The organism is Chitinophaga sp. W2I13 (assembly GCF_050434005.1).
Lineage (GTDB): Bacteria > Bacteroidota > Bacteroidia > Chitinophagales > Chitinophagaceae > Chitinophaga.
In genome coordinates this window covers 159,693-174,779 of sequence record NZ_JBNPWD010000001.1, presented here as the reverse complement: position 1 = coordinate 174,779, position 15,087 = coordinate 159,693, and the positions used below count along the sequence as shown (strand labels likewise).

The 15,087-nt window shown below is 49.1% G+C and carries 12 protein-coding genes; 9 read left to right on the top strand and 3 right to left on the bottom strand.

Features of this window, described 5'->3' with window-relative positions:
- Window positions 1–2,271 carry a M60 family metallopeptidase gene (locus tag QFZ48_RS00625; protein WP_429060635.1) on the bottom strand — a complete coding sequence of 757 codons (2,271 nt, stop codon included), beginning with the start codon at window positions 2,269–2,271 and terminating at the stop codon, window positions 1–3.
- Between the two features lie 159 nt (window positions 2,272–2,430).
- Between QFZ48_RS00625 and QFZ48_RS00620 the strand changes: the two genes are divergently transcribed.
- Window positions 2,431–2,991 carry a flavin reductase family protein gene (locus QFZ48_RS00620; RefSeq protein WP_429060633.1) on the top strand — a complete coding sequence of 187 codons (561 nt, stop codon included), beginning with the start codon at window positions 2,431–2,433 and terminating at the stop codon, window positions 2,989–2,991.
- Window position 2,992: 1 nt separating this feature from the next.
- On the top strand, window positions 2,993–4,588 hold the full coding sequence (locus tag QFZ48_RS00615; RefSeq protein WP_429060632.1) for a Na+/H+ antiporter: 1,596 nt from the start codon (window positions 2,993–2,995) through the stop codon (window positions 4,586–4,588).
- 88 nt (window positions 4,589–4,676) lie between these two features.
- Here the strand turns inward: QFZ48_RS00615 and QFZ48_RS00610 are convergent, their stop codons facing one another.
- Window positions 4,677–5,102, bottom strand: a complete 426-nt coding sequence (locus QFZ48_RS00610) for an SWIB/MDM2 domain-containing protein (protein WP_370911853.1) — start codon at window positions 5,100–5,102, stop codon at window positions 4,677–4,679.
- Window positions 5,103–5,308: 206 nt separating this feature from the next.
- Here QFZ48_RS00610 and QFZ48_RS00605 point away from each other — a divergent pair, with 206 nt between their 5' ends.
- The 5 genes from QFZ48_RS00605 to QFZ48_RS00585 all read left to right on the top strand — a co-directional run bounded on the left by QFZ48_RS00605 (window position 5,309) and on the right by QFZ48_RS00585 (window position 12,027).
- Window positions 5,309–5,824, top strand: coding sequence for a hypothetical protein (locus tag QFZ48_RS00605; RefSeq protein WP_429060630.1), 516 nt, complete (start codon window positions 5,309–5,311; stop codon window positions 5,822–5,824).
- A gap of 62 nt (window positions 5,825–5,886) precedes the next feature.
- Complete coding sequence (locus tag QFZ48_RS00600) at window positions 5,887–6,765, top strand: LytTR family DNA-binding domain-containing protein (RefSeq protein ID WP_429046538.1); 879 nt, start codon at window positions 5,887–5,889, stop codon at window positions 6,763–6,765.
- Window positions 6,766–6,898: 133 nt separating this feature from the next.
- Window positions 6,899–9,649 (top strand): TonB-dependent receptor, encoded by a 2,751-nt coding sequence (locus QFZ48_RS00595; RefSeq protein WP_429046539.1) that lies wholly within the window; start codon window positions 6,899–6,901, stop codon window positions 9,647–9,649.
- Between the two features lie 126 nt (window positions 9,650–9,775).
- Complete coding sequence (locus QFZ48_RS00590) at window positions 9,776–10,948, top strand: parallel beta-helix domain-containing protein (RefSeq protein ID WP_429060628.1); 1,173 nt, start codon at window positions 9,776–9,778, stop codon at window positions 10,946–10,948.
- Between the two features lie 26 nt (window positions 10,949–10,974).
- Window positions 10,975–12,027 (top strand): SO2930 family diheme c-type cytochrome, encoded by a 1,053-nt coding sequence (locus tag QFZ48_RS00585; protein ID WP_429060626.1) that lies wholly within the window; start codon window positions 10,975–10,977, stop codon window positions 12,025–12,027.
- 120 nt (window positions 12,028–12,147) lie between these two features.
- Here QFZ48_RS00585 and QFZ48_RS00580 read toward each other — a convergent pair whose 3' ends face one another.
- On the bottom strand, window positions 12,148–12,618 hold the full coding sequence (locus QFZ48_RS00580; protein ID WP_429046543.1) for a hypothetical protein: 471 nt from the start codon (window positions 12,616–12,618) through the stop codon (window positions 12,148–12,150).
- A gap of 115 nt (window positions 12,619–12,733) precedes the next feature.
- Here QFZ48_RS00580 and QFZ48_RS00575 point away from each other — a divergent pair, with 115 nt between their 5' ends.
- Both QFZ48_RS00575 and QFZ48_RS00570 read left to right on the top strand, forming a co-directional pair.
- Window positions 12,734–13,711, top strand: a complete 978-nt coding sequence (locus QFZ48_RS00575; RefSeq protein ID WP_429060625.1) for a DUF6528 family protein — start codon at window positions 12,734–12,736, stop codon at window positions 13,709–13,711.
- Between the two features lie 29 nt (window positions 13,712–13,740).
- Window positions 13,741–15,072, top strand: coding sequence for a DEAD/DEAH box helicase (locus QFZ48_RS00570; RefSeq protein ID WP_429046545.1), 1,332 nt, complete (start codon window positions 13,741–13,743; stop codon window positions 15,070–15,072).
- Window positions 15,073–15,087 lie beyond the last annotated feature (15 nt).

The window sequence follows — 15,087 nt, the reverse complement described above, 5'->3', positions numbered from 1 at the left end:
TTATTGGAGCTCCTCCGGCAACCATGAAGGATAACTGCTGACAGCCTTCTTGGCTGCTTCCGTAACCGGCACCTGCCACTTGTCAAAAAAGAGGGAAAGATCTTTTTGCGTGGCGGTGCTGATACACGTAAACCAGTAATCCCTTTTATCGGCCTCTGATACCGGGTATTGCGCGGCAGGTAAAGCGCGGTATTTTTTGAAGACGTCAGCAATAGGCTGCCACCCGAAATGTTCAATTATTTCGATGTACATTTTTAAAGCGAGAAACGGATCTTCGCGGAATTTATCAAAACCGGGCTGCCCTTTCATATAGCTCTTTACGGCATCGATAACCGCCTGCCTGCTGGCTATGTTTTCGTGATTATAAAGCCCTTTATGCAGCACCTGGTCATATACATACATGGTGTACAGGTTTACGGTTACCTCACCAAGGCCATCGAAATCAATGCCCCAGAACTGGTGACGGTGGCCCAGTTCATGAAAATGCCCCCAGGAGCCTTTTGCCCGCAGCTGCGCTTCATCCAGCATCAGGGCGCAACTTTCATCATCAGGCGCCATAATTTTATGTGGCGCCGTATACATATAACCAAAGGCTACCTGTTGATCGATGATAATCCTTTCCGGGTGAACCCTGTCGGCCGAAATAGCTGCCAGCTGCGCATCGGCATCCATCACTTCATCCCAGAACTTCATCAGCTTTTCAGGGTCGTCCAGCTTACGGATGCGATACGAAGGAACGGTGAGTACAATTTTATCAGTAGCCAGTTCCGCCCACGGTCCCGGGCAGTTGCGGATGGTATGTTGCCAGTCGGCTAAACTGGTAACGCCCAATTTGAAGTACGGACTTTTAACCGCCCCGTTTACCTGTATCTGAAGTGTTTTTAGCGAAGTCGTGTCGGGCACTTTGATCATCAACAGCCCGCCAAACGGAGAAAAGATGGTGGTCGCCGGTTTGTCGAGTTCAAAAGTTTTTGTGAGGTCATCAGTATGACGCACATAATAATCCATATGGCTTAGGTTGTCCTCATGCACGCCTATCTGTGCTTTCAGCTGTTGTGGAATGCAGTCCGGGGAAATGGTGATCGTCACCGTATCGCCTGCTGCCACATATAAACCGGTGCTGTGCCACCTGTAAAAAACACCATCGGGTTCCAACAGGCCCTGGGCGCCTGCCTTTATAGATATAACTACCGGCTCATTCACCCTCGGGGCTGTTTTACTCACTTCCCCGGGAAACAGGCTGCTGGCAGGGTGGATGTACCCGGTATCAGTATGCCCTTGCTGGTGTTGTGTGGCCAGGTAATTTTGAACATTGTAGATGAACCGGTTTTTTACATCAGTTTTCCAGAGCGGGTGTGTGGGAGATGGGATGACGGGCGCCTGCCGGTTTGCAAACGTTGACCTGATTTTATTTGATATAGCAGTGGTATCGGGATTATTAAATAAATAGTTGGCTATGGTGCTGGCGTAGCTGTCGGCGTCAGCAGCGGCGGGTATAAACAGCGTATCCTTAAATGCCGCCATTAACGAAGAAATGTGCACATAGGGAGGAATGGAGCGGATCGTTAATCCCTCTTTTCTATCTTCCGGTTTTAGTGTGGCGGTTACGTGATACATCCCGGCTTTCCTGAAAAGCTGGTTTAAGTCCATTTCAAAATAACTGGTTTTTTGCTGGCTTAAAATGCCAGTAGCGGGAGAACCAAATATCAAGGCGCCTCCTTTTCTTACAAATGCTTCCAGGTGATTTCTTTTAACAGTATCGGTAACGTCCTGGGTAAGGATAATAATGCCGGCGGCAGGTGCAATGTTAACGGTATCGGTGATGGTGTTGTAATTTTTCAGAAGATGTAAGAACGGTGGAAGATCGCTGTTGTGGCCCCATACCTGTATGCTGCCGCTTTTGTTGCCTGCCCATGCGATAGCATTGCGCAGCAGTTGCTGTACGTTCCTGTCATCTAACAGGGGCTTTTTAAAATATTTGTCGGACCCTAAAATCAGTATCCTGCCTTTATCCAGCCGGGAGGCCATGATAACAGGCAGGTGCTGCTTTGTATCTTTTTCGGTTGCGGTAGCAATAATGGTGGGTTTTTCGTTTAAGGGGAGGGTGAAAGTGGCATTATCCGGTGCCGGCGGCATCGCTATCTGTTGAACATGATCCAGCAGGCGTTGCTGGTCGCCCGATTGTGCGGATAACGAATGATGGGAGAAAAGAATGCCGGTAAAAATCAGGCAGATAGCAATCTTTCCGGCAATAGTGTTGATTGATGTCATGAACTAACAGGGATGTGTTTAATAATAAACGGATACGCTGGTCTGCTAATTTAATAAGAATAAAAACAGCCGCAGAGATCTTCCTTTGCTTGATAGGATTAACCTTATTCCGGCGCAATGTGTATGATTATTGCAGTCCTGTACTCAAACAACCCTATTATGAGAAGAGCTTACAAAAAAGCAGATCTCCCGGTAGCGGAGATCCGCAGATTCCTGGAACCCGGTCCGATTGTGCTGGTCAGTTCCCGCTGGAAAAACAACACGAACATCATGACCATGGGGTGGCATACGGTGATGGAGTTTTCCCCTTCGCTGGTGGGATGCATGATCACGGCGGAGAACCACAGTTATGAGATGATCCGGAAAAGCGGGGAGTGCGTGATCAATATTCCTACGGTGAACCTGGTAGAGGAGATCGTTGGGATCGGAAATAGTACCGGCGCCCATTTGGACAAGTTCCGGAAATTCGGTCTCACGGAGGAAGTGGGAAACATCGTGAAAGCGCCGCTGATAAAGGAATGTTATGCCAACTACGAATGTAAGGTAGCCGATACCCAACTGCTGAAAGGATACAATTTCTTTATCCTGGAAGTGGTGAGCGCCCGCGCGGCTGTTTATCCCAAATACCCGAAAACGGTACATTACAGGGGAAAGGGCATCTTTATGGTGTCAGGAAAACACATTAACTTGAGAGCGAAATTTAAGAACCAGAATCTATAGTATGCTCACTACCGTTATCCAACACATTTTACTGATCTTTTTTATTTTGTTGCTGGTGATGATTGCGCAGAAGTTGAAAATTGCGTACCCGATCATTCTTGTGGTGGGTGGACTGTGCCTCAGCATGCTGCGGCTTTTCCCTTCCATTGAAATTAACCCGGAGCTGATCCTGCTCATTTTCCTGCCGCCACTGTTATATGAAGCGGCGTGGTATACTTCGTGGAAGGAGCTTTGGCGATGGCGGCGGGTGATCTCTATTTTTGCATTTTTAATCGTGATTGTTACTTCCGGTGTGGTCGCCGTAGTATCCCATGCGTTGATCCCGGGATTTTCACTGGCACTGGGATTTGTGCTGGGCGGCATTGTATCCCCGCCAGACGCGGTATCTGCCACTACCATCCTGAAATATGTGAAGGTGCCCAAAAGGATCTCTGCGATCCTGGAAGGGGAAAGCCTGATGAACGATGCGTCCAGTTTGATTGTATTCAGCTTTGCCAAAACCGCTGTGATCAGCGGGGTGTTTGTGTTGCATGAAGCGGCAGCGAGCTTTGTGGTGGCCATTGTGATGGGTATTGCCATTGGTTTGCTGGTGGCGTTGATATATTATGCCATTCACCGCTGGCTGCCTACCGGTACGGAAATGGATGTGATCCTGACCCTGACGGCGCCCTATGTAATGTACATCACAGCGGAATATTTCCACGGGTCAGGTGTACTGGCGGTGGTGAGCGGCGGATTGTTCCTCTCTTCCCGGAGCCAGCATATACTAAGTTACCGGAGCCGGTTGCATGGCGCCAATGTATGGGCTACGATTGGATTTATGCTGAACGGGTTGGTGTTTATGCTGATCGGGCTGGAACTGCCAGTAATCATTAAGGAACTGGGTACGGTAAGTCTTTGGGATGCCATAAAATACGGTGTAATTATCACCGGCGTGCTGGTGGTAACCCGCCTGCTTTGTACGATGGGCGCCTCCGTGTTCACGGTATTTATCAGTAGGTATATCACCACGGCCGACAGCCGGCCGGGTTGGAAAGGTCCGGTTATTATCGGCTGGGCGGGCATGAGGGGAGTGGTATCACTCGCCGCGGCGTTGTCGATCCCGGTGTATATGGATAATGGCGCGCTTTTCCCTCAGCGCAACCTGATCCTGTTTATCACTTTTACGGTGATCCTGCTTACGCTGGTGGCGCAGGGGCTCACCCTGCCGCTGGTGATCAGATGGGTAAATATGGAAGATCCCGATAAACAAATCCCTGCAGAAGAGCAGGAGCGGATTATCCGCGACCGGCTACTGGAAGGAAGCATCCGCTTCCTGGATACCCAATACCCGGAAGAGGTAAAGGCAAATCCGGCGCTGAAGCAGCTGCGGGAAGACCTGGAGCTTCGCAAAACCGTGTCCATGCACAATAAGATTGAAGGAGTGGACCACCTGTTATATAAGAAAGTTTATGTGAAGATGCTGGATCACCAGCGCCAGGTATTGCACGAACTAAACAAGGACCCGGCTACAGCGCATGAGCTGATCCGGAAATATCATGAGCTGGTGGATATTGAAGAGGAGATCCTGAGAATGAAATATGAACCTGCTTCCTGAACCTGACGGGCATAAAATAACAACAGGGTGCTTCCGGTATTGCTCCGGAGGCGCCCTCTCATTGCCGGTTAACGTTATTGCCCGGTATTTACTTCACATGAACGCTGATCACTTTGGCCAGGTCAAACATGGAGATCTGCTTCTTCCCGCCAAATAATTTATTCAGTTTATCATCTGCGTTGATCATGCGTTTGTTGGCAGTATCCTGCAGATTGTGCTTCTTGATATAATCCCATACTTTTTTTACGATCTCCGTTCTTGGCAATGGGGTGGTACCAATAACAGCGGCCAGTTCTGCAGAGGGTGCGAGTGGTTTTTTAAGCCCGGAACCGGCAGATGCGCCTGCTGCTTTTTTGGCGGCAGCTGGTTTGGTGGCGGCTGGCTTGGCTGCAGCAGCCTTTTTAGCAGGCGCTTTTGCTGCAGGTGCTTTTGCCGCAGGTGCCTTTGTTGCTGCTTTCTTTGCCGGTGCTTTTGCAGCAGCCGCTTTCTTGCCGGTAGTACTTTTGTTTGCCATTTTTCTGGTTTTAAGATGATATGATGCAGTCCCTGGAGGACATACGCCCCCTAACATCAACACATATGCCAGTTTGCCTGGAAAACGCATTATTCACCATATCAATTTCCCGCCAGCATTGGATCCGGAGCAGCGGGTTATGAGGCAATTGCAGGTCTTTAGCAATACAGGCCTGCTTTTATAGCACTTAATTGTATCTTTCCACCATGAAAAGGAGTGATTACCTGCGGCAGGGAAAATCTGAAAATTACCAGGATGCCGAAGAGAAAGGGTTATTAAAGGCGGGCGAAGTGGCCGCCTTGCTGTCGAAGAAATTCAACACCAAAATATCCGCAAAGGAACTGAGCATATTTTCCACAGAATGGCACCACGCCGGTGTTTTCAAGGGCGCACGGAATGGCAGGTTGATCGGGCGCAAAGTTTATTTCTTTTCGGCCACCGATATCAGCCACATCTCCCTGGATGCTATACTCGCCAACCGGAATAAGGCGGCTGAAAAACCGCAGTCGGACAATAGCCCCGTTCAGGGCTGGTATCCGCAGTTTTTTCGTATGACCGACCCCGTTACCCGCCGGACTTTCCCCAAGCCGTTTATCGGCATTTACAAAGGGCCGGCCTCCAAAGCGCCAAAGGGTTTCAGGGCGTTGCCCGATGACGCATTTGCAGCAGCCGAAAAGCAGCGGGGAAAAGAACTGAAGCCAGGAGAGGAGCCCCGGTTTTAACCGCCACTGCATACAGATTCCGGCTTTTTTACTTAACTTAATTAAAGTAAATCATCCACTACATGAAAAGCTTGACCACTTTGCCACTTATTTCCCGGTATACCGCAGAGCAACCCCGCTTTACCTTACTGGATTCCGTTGCCAACAGGATTTCCCTGATCGTGTTCTGCAGCGTTTTCAGCTTCCTGTTCATGTATATCTTCCTGCCTTTTAATATCAATATGTGGTACGAAGGACAACCGCTATCCCTCATGGCATTGTTCCTTATTTTCACCTTATGCGGGGTAGTAGTGCTGACCATCACGCAGTTTGGCCTGGCCAGGCTAAAATGGCGGCGTAAGCTCACCAATGCCACCTACCTCTGCTGGTTCCTGGGCGAAATTGTGGGCGTAGCCGTTATGGTTACCATCGTGGATGTAACCCTTACGGATACATTTTTCCTTACCTGGGCCGAATTTATCAATACCCTTCGTTATATCGCCCTTATTTTACCGCTGCCTTACTGCATTTCGCTGCTTTGGTTTTTTACCAGGGAGAAAATAGCCCAACTCAAAAGCCTGGAAAAAGAACAGGTGGTCAAAGCCGGTGATCCCTGTATCCTGATCCGTGACGAACATGACAAACCCGTGCTCACCCTGCACCCTGGCAAGTTACTGCTCATGAAAGCAGAAGATAATTATGTGCAGGTATTTTACCTCTCCGGAAATACCATCAGCAAGGAACTCGTCAGAACATCCCTGAAAAAACTGGAGTCGTACCTGTCGCCCGATAATTTTGTGCGTGCACATCGCTCTTACCTGGTGAATATCTCCAAAGTGGTTCTTTTTAAGAAAAACACAAAAGGACATTACCTGGAACTGGAGGGTCTCAGTGATATCAGTGTACCGGTATCGGCTACCTGTTTAACGGCTTTCCAGGAAAGATTCGCCCCCGTGCCCTGATTTTTACCCCCAATAGCCCCGGTTTCGCCCCAAAGTCAATGGTACCAATGCGTTCCGTCCGCGTATTTTGGTAATATCGCTATGCCACAAGGCGATAAATTAAACAACCAAGCCATCTAAATCCCACCTGCCGATGTTAAGATCCATTATTATAAGTATGGTTTGCCTGTTCGGGGTGCGCCTTACGGTTAATGCACAGATTGTGATTTCGGGCAACGTTCGCAACAGCGTTACCCAGGAAGTAGTGCCTGTTGTTTCCGTGACCATGAAGGAAGCACAGAACGGGGACTATACCAACGACCAGGGAAACTTTAAATTCTCTACCCGGAAAAATTATCCTGTTACCCTTATACTGTCATCGGTAGGCTTTGAAACAAAAGAAATCATCATTTCCGGTCCCGGATTTCAGCGCATTGAGCTGTCGCCCGCATCGGTACTGGGCAAAGAAGTGGTGGTTTCTGCCAGCCGGTTTGTACAAAAGAAAATAGAATCCCCGGTTACCATTGAAAGGATCAGCAGCAAAGATATCATCAACTCCCCGCAGCCCAGCTACTATAACATGCTGCAGGGCCTCAAAGGAGTAGACGTTACCACCTCCAGCCTCCTGTTCACCACCGTTACCACCCGCGGCTTCAATACCAGCGGCAATACCAACTTCACCCAGATAGTAGACGGTATGGATAACCAGGCCCCCGGCCTCAACTTCCCCATCGGCGCTATTATTGGTCTTACGGAGCTGGACGTGGACAACCTCGAAGTGCTGTCCGGCGCCTCGTCTGCATTGTACGGCTCCCGCGGCCTCAATGGCACCATGGTAATGACCGGCAAAGACCCGTTCAAATACCAGGGACTCAGCGCACAAATCACACAGGGCGTGAACCATGTGAAAAAAGGAAAGGCCAATGATCCGCTGGGGCCATCGCCTTACTACGACTGGACCGTGCGCTGGGGCAAAAAAGTAAACGACAAGTTCGCGTTTAAAATAAATGTGCAATACACCCAGGCGAAAGACTGGATGGCCAACGATACCACTAATACCAACGGTCCCGGTGGCCCGCAGCAGGATCCTAACTATAACGGCGTAAATATTTACGGGAGCAAAACATCCGTAGACATTAACCCCTTCCTGGAAGGAGCCCTGGCGCAGGTGCCGGAACTGGAACCTATCATTTCGCCCATGCTGGCGGAAGGCAGGCATATGGTAGCCCGCACCGGCTACCCGGAATACGGCTACCTGAGCAGCGATGCCAAAATGTTCAAAGCCAATGTGGAACTGCGCTATAAGATCAAACCGAAGCTGGAGGCCATTCTTTCGGGTACCTTCGGACAAGGCAACGCGGTATACAGCAATGATACCCGCTACGCACTCACCAACTTCCACCTGGGACAATACCGCGCCGAATTAAAAGCGGAGCACTGGTTTGTGAGAGCCTACACTTCCCGCGAAAATTCTGGTCGTACCATTATTGCCATGCCCACGGCGCAGCTGATCAACGAAGCCTGGAAGCCCAGCTACGACGGTAATACCGGCGATGGCTGGTACCCGCAATATACCAGCGCATTGCTGGAAGCTATGTCGCAGGGTAAAAGTTATATTGATGCCAGCAACCTGGCCAGGGCATTCGCCGACCAGGGCCGGCCCGACGCCGGCAGCACACAGTTCCTGCACCTGAAAGATAGTATCTCCAACATTCCCACCTCCAAAGGTGGTACGCTGTTTACCGATAAAAGCCGCCTCTTTAATGCAGAAACCCAGTATAATTTTACACACCTGGTAAAATTTGCGGAGCTGATTGCCGGGTTAAACTACCGCCTGTACCGGCTCGACTCCAAAGGCACGCTGTTCCCGGATAACGAGGGGCCTATTGATGTAGCGGAATACAGTGCTTACGCCCATCTTACCAAAAAAGTGATCCGCGAAAAACTGAGCCTGGCTGCTGCTTTCCGGTATGATAAAAATACGTTGTTCGCCAAACCGCGTATCACCACCCGGGTATCTGCGGTACTGGAAGTGAACAAGGAAAGTTTCATCCGCTTTTCTTACCAGAATGCGTATAGCTTCCCTTCCAATATCCAGTCGCTCCAAAGCACCCCGATCGATTACAACAGCTTCGCCTCCGGCGGGTCCGACAGGCTGCTCAACGGCGTATACCAGTTTAATAAATACCCGGCCTATACACTGGAAAGCGTGGATTCATTCCAGCGCACCAAGAATCCCGCCGACCTGAAACAGTTTGCTTTGAATGATATCAAACCGCAGTCCGTAGATGCGTTCGAGTTAGGTTACTCGTCCCTCATCGCCGGCAGGGTGCTGATAGACGTGCTGGGTTATTATTCTACCTGGAAAAATTTCATTGGCTATGTAAATGTGGCCAATACCCCCGGTACGGCAGATCCCAACGCCTTCCTGGATCACAGCACTTATATCCAGTATAATATTGCCTATAACGGCGCGGAAAAAGTGAATACCTATGGCTACGCCGCCAGTGTGAGCGTGGATTTGTCGCATCACTTCCTGGCAAAGGTCAATTTCTCGTCCGATTTCCTGAAAAACAGGAACAACAGCCAGGTGAATAATTTCAACACGCCCAACTATAAATTCAACATCGATTTTGGAAATACCGGCTTTGGTAAGAAGGAAAAATTCTCATTTAATACTACCTTCCGTTACAGACCGGCCTATTTCTACCAGATTGGTTTTGGCAGCGGTACGGTACCCGCCTCGGCAGTCATTGATGCACAGGTGAGTTACCGGCTCCTGCAGGCGCATTCCACGATTAAACTGGGTGGGGTAAATCTCACCAATACCTATTACAGAAATGGCTTCGGCAGCCCGGCCATCGGTGGTATGTACTACGTCACCTTCGCTTACAATGTTTTCTGATTTATTTAAAATAAATATTTCCAAGTATGAAACGATATCCTATCTGTTTGTTATTGATTGCCCTGCTGGCAGCCTGCCAGGGTCCGGAAGTTCAGGAGAAGAGCGGTTATAAAACCCGGCTTCAGTTTGGGTCCCGGTGAGGAAACAAAAATTGCGGAAGCCTTTCTGTCGCTGACGGACAGCAGCAGTATCACCTTAAAAGAAGGGACTTATAAGTTTGATAACCTCAGTATCGCCCAGGTAAATCATATCCTGATCCAGGGCGCCGGTCCGGATAAAACGATCTTCGACTTTTCGGCCCAAAGCCAGGGCGGGGAAGGCATCCGGGTAACCGATGTAAAAGGATTTACCATCGACGGCCTTACCCTGCGCGACTCCAAAGGAGACCTGATCAAGATCAATAAAAGCGAGAAAGTGGTAGTCACCAATGTGCATGCGATCTGGTCGGTATCCGATTCCACCAGCGGCGGGTATGCCATTTACCCAGTGATGTGTAAAAATGTGCTGGTGGAAAACTGCTATGCCCAGGGCGCTTCCGACGCCGGCATCTACGTAGGACAAACCGACAGCGCCATCGTGCGTAAATGCAAAGCCTTTAAAAATGTGGCTGGGTGCGAAATAGAAAATACTTCCAATGCGCAGGTGTATGATAATGAGTTTTGGGGTAACACCGCCGGCTTCCTCATTTTTGACCTGCCCGACCTGTCGAAACGCGGTGGCTTCGTAAGGGCATACAACAATTACATGCACGACAACAACGAAAAGAATTTTGCCAAATCCGGCAGCTTCGGTTCCACCTGGGGCGTAGGCAATGCTGCTCCCGGCAGTGGCGTGGTGATCCTCGCCGCATCGGATATAGAGTTGTACAACAACCGCATCATCAATAATAATTCCAGCGCTATTTCAGTGGTATCAGGATTTTTCATTGATGAAAAGGCCGGTTCAAAAATCAACGATCATTATTTCCCGATCCCCCGCAATGTGCATATACATGATAATATTATGGAAGTGGGCGCCGCTTTTCCGCCGGCAGTATATGAGCATCATACCGGAAAAATTTTAGTGGGTATAGAACAGAAATTAAATGCAGATGACCCGGCGCGTAAAAATGCCCGCCTGCCTTTCATTACCTACGATGGTATTACCACCAACATCCTCACAAAAGGTACAGCGGTGAATCCCGATTCGCTTTGTATACAGCAAAAGGGTCCCAACTTATTTGTAAATGTGGATGCCATGAACATGATGTCGAAAAACTGGAAGCCCAGTACCGATGTTACGCCTTATGTATGTAAATAGTGTTTTTATTAAATTTTTTAAGGGAGATGAGGAAGTCTTGTTTATTTGTGATGTGTTTAATTTTATGGATCGCCGCCACGCAGAGTTGTCAGCAACGGCCGTCGCCTGCTGCAACAGCCGGTCCGTTCCAGTTTAAACAAAAATTATCTGACTATGGATTTTTTACCGGCGCGCTCAAAACATTACAGCCGCGTAAAGGCATCGTGAACTATGAACTGGCTACGCCGCTGTTCACCGACTACGCCGTAAAAGACCGCTTTATTGTACTACCGGAAGGAAAAACGATGGGCTACACCGGTCACGGTTCCCTCGATTTTCCGGATTCCACTTTTATCATTAAAAACTTTGCATACACCAATCCGGCGCATGAAAAAGTCATGATAGAAACGCGCCTGCTGTTCAAAGACCCGGCAGACCGGCAATGGAAAGTGATGAACTACCTGTGGAATAAGGATCAGCAGGATGCAGAGAAATGGATACTGGGAAAAAAGATCCCCATCACCTTCCTGGACGACAACGGGCGTGAGCAGTCCACCCTATACCAGATGCCCAACACCAATGACTGTAAACGCTGTCATATTAATAACAGCGTGCTTACGCCTATTGGTCCCAAAGCGCGCAATCTTAATTTTGTGCGTCACGGGCAAGTGCAGAACCAGTTACAGCAATGGGCCAGCAATGGCTTGTTGACGGGAATGCCTTCCCTGGAAAAAGTGCCGCGGCTGCCCGATTGGAAAGACAGTATTCACTACACCGTGAATGAACGCGCACGTGCTTATCTTGATGTCAACTGCGCGCACTGCCACACCAAAGGCGGCGATGCATTTAATACCGGCCTATTCCTGGAATACGAACAAACCACCCCTGACCATCTCGGTATAATGAAGTCGCCCGTTTCGGCTGGTGGTGGCGCCGGCGGACTGGATTACGACGTGATCCCCGGCGACCCGCTGCACTCCATCCTGGCTTACCGTATGAACAGTGTGGAACCGGGTACGGCTATGCCGGAGCTGGCGCGCACGGTGGTGCATACAGAGGGCGTGGCGTTGATCCGGCAGTGGATTGCGGCAATGAAATAACGCGCGCGGATGTTGTCTTACTCAGGATTACGCTGATTTTACTGATTAGTTTGATTTTTACTTTTGGATTTTATAAAGGATTAGGGGAGATAGACAAAATTCGCGAAGGCCGAAGGCCTTTTATTTGCACGCTCCTTCCACCAGTGGGATGTTGTCGAATTTCAGCGCTTCGTTCTGGCTGTTGAACACGGGGAGGCCCTGGTGGTCGATGCTGTCGGGTAGTGCTTCATATGCTTCGTGGTCGGAGATTTTGAAGATCACCTGGCGGGAGCTTTCCACGCCTTCGCTAAAGAAAACGTATTTTCCGCGGACGATGCCATTGCTGATAAGGCCGTTGAAGTCGCCGGTATTTTTATCTTTTTCAAAGTAATTATATACCAGGGTGCCGGTAGCTACGCTGTCGTGCATGGTTAACCGGAGCTGGATGGTATCCCTGCCGAGTACTTTTTCGAAGCAATGGTTGGATTTTTCTTTTTCCACCACGGGTGGCAATGAATCTTTGGTAGCGTTGGTTTGCTGCTGCTGGCCTTGTTGTTGGCAGGATGCAAAGATGCCTGCGCCAAGCGCCAGTAATATGTAAGGTGTTTTCATATATTGAAAGTAAGAAAAATGAGGCAAATGAAGGAAAGAGGGGTCTTTTAATTCCACGGAAAAAATTGTAATTATGTGGCGCCACAGCCAAATGTGGCGATATATCTTACTAACAATGAAAAAAAGAGAATCCTTTCTGGCCGCTATAATTTGTTTACTGGCCGTTGTCACTTCCTGTAAAAGCGGTGTTGCCCTGGCAGGGAATCATCCTGATACCGCTGTTACAGTAGCGGCCTGTAATCAATGTATGGTGATAGCGGAGCAGTCGCAGCACCGGATTATAATCGCAGCAATGCCTTCCGGTGAGGTGATCTGGGAATGGAAGCCGGAAAACTCCAATGTGCAGCCGGCGCATGTAAAATGGTTCAGCAATCCCAGCGACGCCAAAATGGTGTATAACAATGAATATGTGTTAATGAATGCCTCTGGTGGCGGTGTGGCGCTGATCAGGGTGGCGGATAAGAAAACGGTTTTTTATGCTTATGCAGGCGGTAATACCCATTCTGCCGAGTTATTGCCCGATGGCAATATTGTGAGCGCTTCCAGCACCGGCAACTACCTGATGGTGTTTAAAACAGATACCGTTCATTTCCCCGATAACGTATATACGAAAAGGATACCCATTGATTTCGGGCATAATGTGGTGTGGGATGCCGGCCAGCAAAGATTGTGGTCGGCCGCCAGGGCTCATATGCATTCATTCAGGTATAACTTCAACTGCAATGCGCCGGATTTGGTGCAGGATACCGTTTTTTCCCTGCCGGGAACAGAGGCACATGATCTCTTTCCGGTATATGGTGAAAATAATCTATGGCTGACGAATACCACCAACGTATATAAATTTGATGTTATTACACAAAAGCTGACGAAGGCCGATGTGTTGCAGGACAATATTAAAAGCGTTTCTTCCGCCGGGAAGGGCCTTCCCACCATTGTGATCCGGCCAAAGGAATCGTGGTGGACGGATGAGTTGCTCGACGCCAAAGGGAAGCGGCTGTTTATCCATAAAGGCTGGAAGATCTACAAAGCCAGGTGGGTAGTACGCAATGCATTCAGCTATCCGGCGGGCGATCCGATGCATTTGTGCAGGTAAAACCCGTTAATCTTCGTACTTTTGCGGCAATGCAAAAAGAAAAATACTCATTAGGTAATATTCTTACCAATTTAAAGATCGATTCACTCAATGAAATGCAGCAGGCATCAGTGGACGCAAACAAGCATCACAATGATGTTATCCTGTTATCGGCTACCGGTTCCGGTAAAACGCTGGCATTCCTGCTGCCCATCCTGGAAAATCTCGATCCTGCCAATAAAAACACCCAGGCCCTGATCGTGGTGCCGTCCCGTGAGCTGGCCTTACAGATAGAGAAAGTGTTCAAGCTGATGGGCACCGGTTATAAGATCACCGCCTGCTATGGCGGACACCTGAGGGAAACAGAAGAGAACAACCTGATACAGCCACCAGCAGTGATAGTCGGTACCCCCGGCCGCCTGGGAGACCACATCCGCAGGGAAAATATCACTACGGCAGCTATTGAAACGCTGGTACTCGACGAATTTGATAAAACCCTGGAACTGGGATTCCAGGAGGAAGTGTCTTTCATTATTGAATCGCTTCCCAATATCAAAAAACGGATACTGACCTCCGCTACAGAATCAGTGGACATCCCTGATTTCCTGGCGTTGGACAAACCGGAAAAGCTGGATTTCCTCCCGGAAGAAGGCACGCCTGCTGCCCGTTTAACGATCAAGGAAGTGCTGTCGCCGGAAAATGACAAGGTAGAAACCCTTTTCCGTCTTATCTGCTACCTGGGCAACCGCTCTACCATTGTGTTCTGCAATCACCGCGAAGCGGTGGAGCGCACCAGTAAAATGCTGTCTGAAAAAAGTATTATCAATACCTTCTATCATGGCGCTATGGAGCAGCAGGAGCGGGATGCCGCCCTCTGCAAGTTCCGCAATGGGTCTGTAAATGTGTTGGTAACCACCGATCTCGCAGCCCGCGGTCTTGATATTCCGAATATCCGTTATATCGTGCATTTCCATCTGCCACATACGGAAGACAGCTGGACGCACCGCAACGGCCGTACTGCCAGAATGGAAGCCAGTGGTACCGCTATCCTCATCCTGTCACCCGATGAAAAACGGATGCCTTACCTCGCGGATGAAGTGGTAGAAGACATTGAACTGCCCGCTACCTCCACCATCCCGGACAAACCGAAATGGACGACTATTTTTATTGCCGCAGGCAAAAAACATAAAGTGAATAAAGTGGATATCGTGGGATTCCTGTCTAAACAGGCGCATTTGAAGAAAGAAGATATCGGTTTAATTGAAGTGAAAGACTTCTTCTCCTTTGTAGCAGTGGTGAAATCGAAAGTGCAGAATACGCTGGAGATGATTAAAAATGAGAAGATCAAGAATAAGAAAGTGAAGATTGATATAGCGAGATAGGGATATAAGTAATTT